Below are 11,826 nucleotides of genomic sequence, written 5' to 3'. Positions count from 1 at the left end.
AAAAAAAACCGGCCTGAGCAGGCCGGTTTTTTTATGCGCGGGAAATGACTTCAGTCGTTGTAATCTTCCCAGCCGCCCATGTCTTTCCAGCGGTTGACGATGCCGCAGAACAGCTCGGCTGTCTTCTCGGTGTCGTAGCGAGCCGAGTGGGCCTCACGACCGTCAAAGTCGATGCCGGCTGCCTGGCACGCTTTTGCCAGCACGGTCTGGCCATAAGCCAGGCCGGCGAGGGTGGCGGTATCGAAGCTGGAGAACGGGTGGAACGGGTTGCGCTTCATGTCCAGCCGCGCCACGGCTGCATTCAGGAAGCCCAGGTCGAAACTGCTGTTGTGGCCCACCAGAATCGCGCGTTTGCAGCCATTGGCTTTCAAGGCCTTGCGCACGCCGCGAAAAATGTCGGTGAGCGCTGCTTCTTCACTCACTGCCATACGCAGTGGGTGATCGAGCTTGATCCCGGTGAACTCCAGCGCGGCGGCTTCGATATTCGCCCCTTCGAACGGCTCGACGCGGAAGAAGTGGGTGTGTTCCGGGAACACAAAACCCTGTTCATCCATGCCGATGGTAGTGGCGGCGATTTCCAGCAGTGCATCGGTCGCGCTGTTGAAACCTCCGGTCTCTACGTCGATGACCACCGGCAGATAGCCGCGAAACCGCTCGGCCATCGGGTGACGGGAACTACCGCCACCATGCTCTTGTTCGTCATCGTAAAAGTCTTCACTCACTTGCTTTCCTCCAGCAGGCGCCAGCGCAGTGTTTCACCGGCGCGCAGCGGGATGACGGTCAACTCGCCAAACGGCAGGCTGGCGGGGGCGGTCCAGTCTTCACGAACCAGGGTGATACGGTCGGTATTTACCGGCAGCCCATAGAACCGCGGACCATTGAGGCTGGCAAAACCTTCGAGCTTGTCGAGGGCATTGCGTTGCTCGAACGCTTCTGCATACAGCTCGATTGCCGCATACGCCGTGTAGCAACCCGCACAGCCACACGCGGCTTCCTTGGCATGTTGGGCGTGTGGAGCGGAGTCGGTACCGAGGAAAAACTTCGGGCTGCCGCTGGTGGCTGCGTCCAGCAACGCTACCTGGTGGGTGTTGCGCTTGAGGATCGGCAGGCAATAGAAGTGCGGTCGTATCCCACCCACCAGCATGTGGTTGCGGTTGTACAGCAAGTGATGTGCGGTGATGGTCGCGCCAACGTTGGCCGAGGCCTCGGTGACGAACTGCACGGCATCCGCGGTGGTGATGTGCTCGAACACGACCTTGAGGGTCGGAAACAGCTCGACCACGCGGCGCATGTGTTCATCGATGAAGATCTTCTCGCGATCGAAGACATCCACATCGCCACGGGTGACTTCACCGTGGATCAGCAGCGGCATGCCCACTTCGGCCATGGCTTCGATGGCTGGCAGGATCTTGTCGATACTGGTCACGCCGGAATCGGAGTTGGTGGTCGCGCCGGCCGGGTACAGCTTGGCGGCATGCACGAAACCGGTGGCCTTGGCCTGGCGAATGTCTTCAGGCTGGGTGCGGTCGGTCAGGTAGAGCACCATCAGCGGCTCGAAGCGGCTGCCGGCCGGCCGTGCAGCGAAGATACGCTGGCGATAGGCGTCGGCTTCGGCGGCATTACGCACCGGAGGTACCAGGTTAGGCATGATGATGGCGCGGCCAAACGTGCGCGCTACATCGGCCACGGTGTGGGGCAACGCAGCACCATCGCGAAGATGAATATGCCAGTCGTCGGGACGCAGCAGGGTCAGGCGGTCGGACATTGGGGATTCCAGGCGGGTCAATCTGGTGGGAATGCTACCGGAAAAGACTCTTGCAGGCACTCGCTATCAAGTTTTGCCGGATGCGACCGATATCCCTGGGTATGCCTTAACGATGTATGACGCTTTGAAGTGTTGTAGAAACCAGTGGAGCCTCCCGTGCGCCAGCATTATCTAGCCCTGCTCAGTGTGTTCGCCAGCCTGCCTGCGATGGCCCTCACGTTCCAGACGCGTCTGGAGAACATCGAGTGGAAGGTGGAAGGCGACCAGTTCGAGTGCCGTCTGACTCAGCCGATCACCGATTTCGGCTCGGGCGAGTTCGTGCGCCGGGCCGGAGAGCAGGCCACATTTCGTCTCAAAGCCTACAACGGTGCGCTTGGGGCAGGCTCGGCCACTTTGCTGGCCGCCGCCGCACCGTGGCAGCCGGGCCGGGGGGACATCAATCTCGGCGCCGTGCGCGCCGGTAGTGGCGATGTACTGTTCAACAGTTCCCAGGCCCAGGCCGGGCGCCTGTTCAGTGGTTTGCTTGAAGGGCGCAGCCCGACCGTGCGGCATTACGGGCGTGAGGGCGGATACTCGGAGATTCGTCTGCTGCCGGTGAAATTCAACAAGGCTTACAACGACTATCAGGTGTGCACCGCCAAGCTGTTACCGATGAACTACGATCAGGTCAAGCAGACAGAAGTCGGCTTCCCGGGTGGTGGTATTGAGCTGGATGCGGCCGCCAAGCAGAAGTTGGCGGTGATCCTCGCGTTCATGAAAGCGGACCCCACAGTCAACCATATCGAGCTCAATGGGCATTCCGACAACAGCGGCAATCGCCTGACCAACCGCGACGTCTCGCGTCGCCGCGCGCTGGCCGTAGTGGATTACTTCAAGGCCAACGGCATTCCGGAATCCCAGATCACCGTGCGTTTCCATGGGGAAAGCTACCCATTGGTGCCCAACACCAATGCCGCTAACCGCGCCAGGAACCGCCGCGTGAACATTCAGCTCGAACGTGTGGCGGCACCCGAAAAGCCGGCCCCCCAGGCAACTGCACCGGCGAACCCGGCCGCCACGTCATAAAGTGCGGTTCTGGGTCGCCCGTTCGACATAATCTGTCGCTTTATTTTCATTTGCTGTCGCGCCCCTGTAATTTCACGGTTTTGGTCGGTAGAATCGACGCCTTTCCGTACAACCCCGTGGAGTGATGGCATGGCCGACGTAAACAAGGTCGTTCTCGCGTATTCCGGCGGCCTGGACACTTCGGTGATCCTCAAGTGGCTGCAGGATACTTATAACTGTGAAGTGGTGACCTTCACCGCTGACCTGGGTCAGGGCGAAGAGGTCGAACCTGCACGTGCCAAGGCGCAAGCCATGGGCGTGAAGGAGATCTACATTGACGACCTGCGCGAAGAGTTCGTCCGCGATTTCGTTTTCCCGATGTTTCGCGCCAACACCGTCTACGAAGGCGAGTACCTGCTGGGTACCTCCATCGCACGTCCGCTGATCGCCAAGCGCCTGATCGAAATCGCCAACGAAACCGGCGCTGACGCCATTTCCCATGGCGCTACCGGCAAGGGCAACGACCAGGTGCGTTTCGAGCTGGGCGCCTACGCCCTCAAGCCTGGCGTGAAAGTGATTGCTCCTTGGCGTGAATGGGACCTGCTGTCCCGTGAAAAGCTGATGGATTACGCCGAAAAGCACGCTATCCCGATCGAACGTCATGGCAAGAAGAAGTCCCCTTACTCGATGGATGCCAACCTGCTGCACATCTCCTATGAAGGCGGTGTGCTGGAAGACACCTGGACCGAGCACGAGGAAGACATGTGGCGTTGGACCGTCTCCCCGGAGAACGCGCCTGACAAGCCGCAATACCTGGAGTTGACCTACCGCAACGGCGACATCGTCGCGCTGGACGGCGTTGAAATGACCCCGGCCACGGTGTTGGCGACCCTGAATCGCATTGGCGGTGAACACGGCATCGGCCGTCTCGACATCGTCGAGAACCGTTACGTGGGCATGAAGTCCCGTGGTTGCTACGAAACCCCGGGCGGCACCATCATGCTGCGCGCTCACCGCGCCATCGAATCCATCACCCTGGACCGCGAAGTCGCTCACCTCAAAGACGAGCTGATGCCCAAGTACGCCAGCCTGATCTACACCGGCTACTGGTGGAGCCCTGAGCGTCTGATGCTGCAACAAATGATCGACGCCTCTCAGGTTCACGTGAACGGTGTGGTGCGCCTGAAGCTGTACAAGGGCAATGTGATCGTGACCGGTCGCAAGTCCGATGAGTCGCTGTTCGATGCCAACATTGCCACCTTCGAAGAAGATGGCGGTGCCTACAACCAGGCGGATGCTGCAGGCTTTATCAAGTTGAATGCATTGCGTATGCGCATTGCGGCCAACAAGGGTCGCTTGTTGTTCTGAGTTTCAAGCACGTTATGGAAAAATGGCTCCTGTTCAAGGGGCCATTTTTTTGGCGCTGATTTTTACCCATGTTTATGGGTGTTTAATTTAAATCGTTCTTGTGCTTTTAAGTGGTTATGGTTATTTGAAGGGGGGAATGTTTTTTTACACCTTTGCAGGAACTATGTCCTACAGAAATTTCACTCACTTAGCGGAGTTGGATGTGTAGGGGTTAAAGAATCTGTAGGGATTTTGGGTGTAAATAAATATGTTGAATGGAACTAAAAAATTGGATCTTTTTCGCCTTTCTTCCAGTTGTTTTCCTTCGTGCAAGGGGCATTTGCTGAAACTGATGTGCGCAATGTTTACCCTGTATGCCTTTCAGGGGGGATATTTCACTCAAAATATGTAAGGCCCCGGAAAGTTCTGAAAGCTTCAATAGAGGCTGATACATCCGGCTTAGCGATTTTTTGTAAGGTAATTCCGATATCGATGTGGGTTGGGTCTCTGCTTACTGTTGCTCGGGGGGGGGGGACGCTATGCCAACGGAGAAACGACTAGGCTATTGTGCTTGCTCTAAATAATTCGAACAGCGAAATTGGACTTTCCTCATGAATAAAGTGCTGATCGTGGATGATCATCCCGTCATTCGTCTTGCTGTGCGTATGCTAATGGAGCGTCATGGTTATGAGGTCGTTGCCGAGACTGATAACGGTGTCGATGCGTTGCAGCTTGCACGGGAACATATGCCGGACATTGTCATATTGGATATTGGAATTCCCAAACTCGACGGGCTGGAAGTCATTTGCCGGCTGTCCTCCACCAAGCAGCCGGCTCCGTTCAAGGTGTTGGTGCTGACATCCCAGGCCCCTGGTCATTTCTCCATGCGCTGCATGCAGGCGGGAGCTGCTGGCTATGTATGCAAACAACAGGATCTGACAGAGTTGCTGAGTGCGATCAAGGCAGTCTTGTCGGGCTACAGCTACTTTCCCAACCAGGCGCTCAACTCTGTACGGTCTACCCTGGGGAATGCCAGTGAAGCGGAAATGGTCGAGCGCCTGTCGGGCCGGGAAATGATGGTGCTGCAGCAACTGGCCCGCGGCAGGACCAACAAGGAGATTGCCGACGGTATGTTTCTCAGCAACAAGACTGTCAGTACCTACAAGACTCGCCTGCTGCTCAAGCTCAATGCTCGCTCTTTGGTAGACCTTATCGAACTGGCCCAGCGTAACGGCCTGGTCTAGGCCGAAAAGCACAAGCCTTCGGGCAGAAAAAAGCCTCCGTCAGGGAGGCTTCTGCTTGCCGGCGATCTTGTCAGAGATCGAAGTCGTAATCCGCCAGCTGTTTTTGCAAACGTCGTTCTTCCAGGAGATTGTCGATGGTGCGACGTTTGCTGAGATTGGTCTTGGCTACCTCCACCACAGGCGCTTCCGCCCCGTCGTCCTCCGACTCGCTAACCAGGTCGTCTTCTACATCCAGTTGTTCTTTGCCAGTGCTCATAAGGTTAACTCCAGGCTAAGACTGCCGTTGGCGCTCCTTATAACGATAATCCATGAACGGGTAAAAAAGATTTTTTCAATCGATGGATCGAAAAAAACAATAAACACTCAATCGTCGGAAGTCTTTTCCTTGAATTCGCACAGGTCTTCGATGCGACAGCTCCCGCAGCGCGGCTTGCGCGCCTGGCAGACATAACGCCCGTGCAGAATCAGCCAGTGGTGGGAGTCAAGCAGGTACGGCTTGGGCACGAACTTCATCAACTGCTTTTCCACCTCCACCACGTTCTTGCCACGGGCGATGCCAGTACGGTTGCTTACACGAAAAATATGCGTGTCCACCGCCATGGTCAGTTGCCTGAACGCCGTGTTGAGCACCACATTCGCGGTCTTGCGGCCTACGCCAGGCAGTGCTTCCAGGGCCTCGCGGGACTGTGGCACTTCGCTGCCGTGCAGCTCCACCAGCAAGCGACAGGTCTCGATGACGTTCTTGGCCTTGCTGTTATAGAGCCCGATGGTCTTGATGTACTCCGACAAACCGTCCACACCCAGGGCATGAATTGCCTCGGGCGTGTTGGCCACCGGGTATAACTTGGCCGTGGCCTTGTTGACGCCCACATCCGTGGACTGTGCCGAGAGGATCACGGCAATCAGCAACTCGAACGGTGTGGTGTAGGCCAGCTCGGTCTTGGGTTCCGGATTGTCTTCGTGAAACCTGCGAAAAATTTCCAGGCGCTTTGCGGCATTCATGGGGGCGTGAGTTCCTTGCGGGCGGTCGGCGAAATTGTAGCGATACACACGGCAAGCGTTATCGCGTGTCAGGCCTTGCCTTGAGCATCTACGTGGCGCTGCGCCTCGTCGAGATCATGGTGTGCTTTGGCTAGTCGCTGAGGGTCTGCGTTCGCATCCAGGGCCTTCTTCAGCTCGGCCCGGCGCATTGCCAACTGGATTTTGGCACGCTTGAGGTCGGCGGTCTTGCTGGATGCCGTCGCTGTCGTGGGGGCACTGGGCGTCTCCAGCGCAGCCAGCGCCTGCTCTGCGGCTTCGAACTGCTGTTGCAGGGTGATCAGCTGTGACTGCTGTTCAAACGTTGGTGGGTGACCAAATGCCTTCAATGATTTGTGCAGTTGGGCACGACTCATGGCCACCGTGATTTTGGCTTTCTTGACCGCTGCATCCTGAGCGTCGACGGACGGTATGGATAAGGTGGGCGCAGGGCGATTGGTCCGAGCCAGCCGTTCGGCAAGCCTGTAGGCTTCTTCCTGTTGCAGTCGTGCGTTGCGTTGCTCAAAGCGTCGGCGTGCCCGGTCGCGTTTAAGGCCACGTTCATGACGCTGCTGATCATTGGCCGCCAAGCCACCTACAATCGGCAACACACTGGCTGCCGGGCGCATCTCAATGCAATCGACGGGGCAGGGGGCTACACACAGGTCGCAGCCGGTGCATTCGTCGAGGATTACGGTGTGCATCAACTTCGCCGCGCCGACAATCGCATCAACCGGGCATGCCTGGATACATTTTGTGCAGCCGATGCACTCGGCTTCGCGTATATAGGCGACCTGCGCCGGCGCTTCTCCCCGGCTGATGTCCAGTTCCAGCACCGGCACGCCCAGCAATTGCGCCAGACCCGCGATGGTTTCCTGCCCGCCTGGCGGGCACCGGTTGATGGCTTCGCCCCGTGCGATACCCTCGGCGTAAGGCTTACAGCCAGGATGCCCGCATTTGCCGCATTGGGTCTGCGGCAAGAGTGCATCGATGCGTTGAATGAGGTTCATGGGGGCGATCATTGGCAGGCGGCGTGTCGTATTGAGCGGGTTTGAGTTGTGAGCAGCTTTTGTAGCAAGCGGGCAAGCCCGCTGGCCACACAAGCCCGCTCGACACCGGCCTTACTCGCTTACTTGATGCGCTGGCCCGGCTTGGCACCGCTGTCGGGGCTCAACAGGTAGATTTCTTCGCCACCAGGGCCGGCTGCCATCACCATGCCTTCGGAGATACCGAACTTCATTTTCCGCGGCTTGAGGTTGGCGATCATCATGGTCAGGCGGCCATCGAGCTTGGACGGATCCGGGTAGGCGCTCTTGATGCCCGAGAACACGTTGCGTTGCTCGTCACCGATGTCCAGCGTGAGGCGCAGCAGCTTGTCGGCACCTTCCACGGCTTCAGCCTTGACGATCAATGCGACACGCAGGTCCACGGCTGCGAAGGCGTCGAATTCGATTTCCGGGGAAATCGGGTCCTTGGCCAGTTCGCCATTGCCGGCTGGCGCCGATTCGCCGGTATCGGTCTGGCTGGCGATCAGGTCTTCTTTCGACGCGTCGGTCATGGCCTGCACCTTGACCGGGTCGATACGGGTCATCAGTGGCTTGAATTCGTTCAATTGATGGTTGGCGAGCAAGGTGGTGTGATCGTTCCAGGTCAGCGGTGCGACATTGAGGAAGGCCTCGGCGTCGGCGGCCAGCACTGGCAGCACCGGCTTGAGGAAGATCACCAACTGGCGGAACAGGTTGATGCCCGTGGCGCAGATCGCCTGGACCTCGGCCTGCTTGCCTTCCTGCTTGTTCAGTGACCACGGCGCCTTGTCGGCGATCCAGGCATTGGCGCGGTCGGCCAGGCCCATGATCTCGCGCATGGCACGGGCAAAGTCACGGGCCTCGTAGGCATCGGCGATACTGGGCGCAGCGGCCAGGAACGCTTCGGTCAGCTCCGGGGCGGCATTTTCGCTCACCAGCAGGCCCGCATTGCCCTTGTGGATGAACCCTGCACAGCGGCTGGCGATGTTGACCAGCTTGCCCACCAGGTCCGAGTTGACCTTCTGTACAAAGTCTTCCAGGTTCAGGTCCAGGTCATCGACGCCACGACCCAGCTTGGAGGCGTAGTAGTAACGCAGGTATTCCGGCGACAGATGATCCAGGTAGGTGCGCGCCTTGATAAAGGTGCCCCGGGACTTGGACATCTTCTGGCCGTTGACTGTCAGGTAGCCATGCACGTTGATGCCGGTCGGCTTGCGGTAGCCCGAGCCTTCGAGCATTGCCGGCCAGAACAGGGCGTGGAAGTTGACGATGTCTTTTCCGATGAAATGGTACAGCTCTGCGGTTGAGTCCTGGTCCCAGAACGTATCGAAGTCCAGCGCCGGCGTGCGGTCGCACAGGTTCTTGAAGCTGGCCATGTAGCCGATTGGCGCGTCCAGCCACACATAGAAATATTTGCCTGGCTCGTCAGGAATCTCGAAGCCGAAATACGGTGCATCGCGGGAGATGTCCCACTGTTGCAGGCCGCTGTCGAGCCATTCGGCGAGCTTGTTGGCCACGGCGTCCTGCAAGGTGCCGCTGCGGGTCCAGGTTTGCAGCATGGCCTGGAAGTCCGGGAGCTTGAAGAAGAAGTGCTGCGAATCCTTGAGCACCGGGGTCGCGCCGGAAATCGCCGACTTCGGGTCCTTCAATTCGGTAGGCGCGTAGGTGGCGCCGCACTTCTCGCAGTTGTCGCCGTATTGGTCTTCGGTGCCGCATTTGGGGCAGGTGCCCTTGATGAAGCGATCGGCCAGGAACATTTTCTTTTCCGGGTCGAAATACTGTGTGACCGAACGTTGGTCGATATGCCCCGCGTCCCGCAGCCGTTTGTAAATCCGGGTCGACAGCTCGCGGTTTTCTTCGGCGTGGGTCGAGTGGTAGTTATCGAAGTCCACCAGGAAATCGGCAAAGTCGGCGCTGTGTTCAGCCTGCACGTTGGCGATCAGTTGTTCTGGCGTGATCCCTTCCTTTTCGGCGCGCAGCATGATGGCCGAACCGTGGGCGTCGTCCGCGCAGACATAAATGCATTGGTTGCCGCGATGCTTCTGGAAGCGCACCCACATATCGGTCTGGATGTACTCAAGCATATGGCCAAGATGGATGGAGCCATTGGCATAGGGCAGGGCGCTGGTGACGAGGATCTTGCGTGGCTCGGACATGGGGCTCGGCTACTTGATGAAACGGAGGTCGGCCACTATAAAGCGCCGGGAAATTTATTTCACCCCGTGGCGCTGTTTCCGCTGCGTCCAAACCTGCGAAAGCATGCCGTTAAGCCTCTGGAACGGTTAGGATAGCCGCCTGTTTCAGTCAGTCTTTTTCGGGAGTAGCCCATGAGCGCCGTCAATCGCGCAGCGGTGGAAGCCGTTCTTCGCCAGTACACCGACCCCTATTTGAATCAGGACCCGGTCAGCGCCGGGTGTGTTCGTGCCATCGAGGTTCAGGGTGACCAAGTGGACGTTCGCCTGGAACTGGGTTACGCCGCCGGCCTGTTCAAGAGCGGCTGGGCGCAGATGCTGCAAATGGCCATCGAAGGTTTGGACGGCGTGCGTTCGGCCAAGGTCGACATCCAGTGCGTGATTGCGCCGCACAAGGCGCAGGCGCAGATCCCGGGCCTGGCCAACGTCAAGAACGTGGTGGCCGTAGCCTCCGGCAAAGGCGGCGTGGGCAAGTCCACCACAGCGGCTAACCTGGCCCTGGCCCTGGCGCGAGAAGGCGCGCGCGTGGGTATTCTCGACGCGGATATCTATGGACCGAGCCAGGGTGTGATGTTTGGCATCGCCGAAGGCACCCGACCCAAGGTCAAGGACCAGAAGTGGTTCGTGCCCATCGAGTCTCTGGGCGTCGAAGTGATGTCCATGGCTTTCCTCACCGATGACAACACGCCGATGGTCTGGCGCGGACCGATGGTATCCGGTGCCTTGCTGCAACTGGTCACCCAGACCGCCTGGGGCGACCTGGACTACCTGGTGATCGATATGCCGCCAGGCACAGGCGATATCCAGCTGACCCTGGCGCAAAAGGTTCCGGTGGCCGGCTCGGTGATCGTGACCACGCCTCAGGACCTGGCACTGCTCGACGCCAGGAAAGGCGTGGAAATGTTCCGCAAGGTCAATATCCCGGTGCTGGGTGTCGTGGAAAACATGGCGGTACACATCTGTTCCAACTGCGGCCATGCAGAACATCTGTTCGGCGAGGGCGGTGGCGAGAAGCTGGCCAGCCAGTACGGTGTCGAACTGTTGGCTTCGTTGCCGCTGTCGATGCTGATCCGTGAGCAGGCTGACAGTGGCAAGCCCACCGCTGTGGCCGAACCTGATAGCCAGATCGCCATGATCTACCAGGAACTGGCTCGCCACGTGGGCGCTCGGATTGTGCTGCAGGAAGCGGCTGCTCCGGCGATGCCGACCATTACCGTCAGTGATGATTGACGGCCATTGAAAGGAAAGAGCCTCGGCCCTGCCGGGGCTTTTTCATGTCTGGAAGATTGGCAACAGTAGCCCGTTACGCTTTTACGCAATTGCTCGTGTAAGCATTTGCTTACTTTTTCGTAAGTGTTTGGTTTTTTTACCATCCATGTCTGTCTCGAATCGACGAGAGAGTTTTCTATCTTGTTGAAATATAAGAATTAAATATTGGATGTGGAATCAAGAAACCTGTCATTCCCTGGGTTGGATCCCGTTGAACTTCCCTTGGAACTCTTTAACATCAGCCCTGTGTCCACGGATTGGCACAGCCATCAAGGAACGATGGTTTGAAGGAACGTCGCAGGATGCGATTCATCAGGATGATGAAAAGGAATACAGGGACTAGGGAAAAAATGTGGGCGGGTCATACCGCCCCTTTTTTTTGCCTGCAGAAAAGTGAAACCCTGTCTCCAGAAAGGCAAAAAGGCCCGCAAGGGGCCTTTTGGGGGCGGCGACGCTATCAGCGTTCGAGGTCTGCGATCTTGCCTTTTTTGCCATCCCACTCTGCTGCATCCGGCATCGGATCCTTGCGTTCGGTGATGTTCGGCCAGATTTCCGCCAGCTCGACGTTCAACGCAATAAATTCCTGCATCTCTGCCGGGACTTCGTCCTCGGAGAAAATGGCGACGGCCGGGCATTCCGGCTCACACAGGGCGCAGTCGATGCACTCATCCGGGTGGATAACCAGGAAGTTCGGGCCTTCGTAGAAGCAGTCCACCGGACATACTTCCACGCAGTCGGTGTACTTGCACTTGATGCAGTTGTCGGTGACGACGAAGGTCATTTCTAATTTTCTCCTCAGGCGGCGGCGGCGAAACCCTTTGTGGCAGGGCTCGCGAGGTTCGGGAGCGATAGTCTGCAGGCCAGGCTAATAGCCCGCAGCATCCCAAACCGCGCGAGAGTCTACCAGCTTGCACGCGTCAGCG

General features: G+C 58.2%; 11 protein-coding genes. 4 read left to right on the top strand and 7 right to left on the bottom strand.

Features of this window, described 5'->3' with window-relative positions; genetic code table 11:
• Positions 1–50 precede the first annotated feature (50 nt).
• Positions 51–722 (bottom strand): ribonuclease T, encoded by a 672-nt coding sequence (gene rnt / locus ACW9IN_RS06230; RefSeq protein ID WP_457365055.1) that lies wholly within the window; start codon positions 720–722, stop codon positions 51–53.
• Positions 719–1,765, bottom strand: coding sequence for a dihydroorotase (pyrC, locus tag ACW9IN_RS06225; protein WP_457365054.1), 1,047 nt, complete (start codon positions 1,763–1,765; stop codon positions 719–721). Before pyrC ends, rnt begins: the two co-directional genes overlap by 4 nt.
• Positions 1,766–1,921: 156 nt before the next feature.
• Between pyrC and ACW9IN_RS06220 the strand changes: the two genes are divergently transcribed.
• From ACW9IN_RS06220 to ACW9IN_RS06210, 3 genes are all read left to right on the top strand, one after another.
• Positions 1,922–2,830, top strand: a complete 909-nt coding sequence (locus tag ACW9IN_RS06220) for a flagellar protein MotY (protein ID WP_457365053.1) — start codon at positions 1,922–1,924, stop codon at positions 2,828–2,830.
• Between the two features lie 129 nt (positions 2,831–2,959).
• The gene (locus ACW9IN_RS06215; protein ID WP_457365052.1) at positions 2,960–4,177 is read left to right on the top strand and encodes an argininosuccinate synthase; all 1,218 of its coding nucleotides are present in this window, start codon (positions 2,960–2,962) and stop codon (positions 4,175–4,177) included.
• A gap of 590 nt (positions 4,178–4,767) precedes the next feature.
• Complete coding sequence (locus ACW9IN_RS06210) at positions 4,768–5,400, top strand: response regulator (protein WP_457365051.1); 633 nt, start codon at positions 4,768–4,770, stop codon at positions 5,398–5,400.
• Between the two features lie 70 nt (positions 5,401–5,470).
• On the opposite strand, the gene ACW9IN_RS06205 is transcribed toward ACW9IN_RS06210, so the two are convergent.
• From ACW9IN_RS06205 to metG, 4 genes are all read right to left on the bottom strand, one after another.
• Positions 5,471–5,656 carry a PA3496 family putative envelope integrity protein gene (locus tag ACW9IN_RS06205; protein ID WP_457365050.1) on the bottom strand — a complete coding sequence of 62 codons (186 nt, stop codon included), beginning with the start codon at positions 5,654–5,656 and terminating at the stop codon, positions 5,471–5,473.
• Between the two features lie 107 nt (positions 5,657–5,763).
• Positions 5,764–6,402 (bottom strand): endonuclease III, encoded by a 639-nt coding sequence (gene nth / locus ACW9IN_RS06200; RefSeq protein ID WP_457365049.1) that lies wholly within the window; start codon positions 6,400–6,402, stop codon positions 5,764–5,766.
• A gap of 68 nt (positions 6,403–6,470) precedes the next feature.
• Positions 6,471–7,427, bottom strand: coding sequence for an electron transport complex subunit RsxB (rsxB, locus tag ACW9IN_RS06195; protein WP_457365113.1), 957 nt, complete (start codon positions 7,425–7,427; stop codon positions 6,471–6,473).
• 119 nt (positions 7,428–7,546) lie between these two features.
• Complete coding sequence (gene metG, locus ACW9IN_RS06190; RefSeq protein ID WP_457365048.1) at positions 7,547–9,598, bottom strand: methionine--tRNA ligase; 2,052 nt, start codon at positions 9,596–9,598, stop codon at positions 7,547–7,549.
• A gap of 171 nt (positions 9,599–9,769) precedes the next feature.
• Between metG and apbC the strand changes: the two genes are divergently transcribed.
• Positions 9,770–10,864 carry an iron-sulfur cluster carrier protein ApbC gene (apbC, locus tag ACW9IN_RS06185; protein WP_457365047.1) on the top strand — a complete coding sequence of 365 codons (1,095 nt, stop codon included), beginning with the start codon at positions 9,770–9,772 and terminating at the stop codon, positions 10,862–10,864.
• A gap of 496 nt (positions 10,865–11,360) precedes the next feature.
• On the opposite strand, the gene fdxA is transcribed toward apbC, so the two are convergent.
• Positions 11,361–11,684, bottom strand: coding sequence for a ferredoxin FdxA (gene fdxA, locus ACW9IN_RS06180; protein WP_457365046.1), 324 nt, complete (start codon positions 11,682–11,684; stop codon positions 11,361–11,363).
• Positions 11,685–11,826 lie beyond the last annotated feature (142 nt).

The sequence above is a fragment of the Pseudomonas sp. SDO5271_S396 genome (assembly GCF_054071795.1).
The sequence above is the reverse complement of the archived record's forward strand: the minus strand, read 5'-3'. Positions and strand labels throughout refer to the sequence as shown.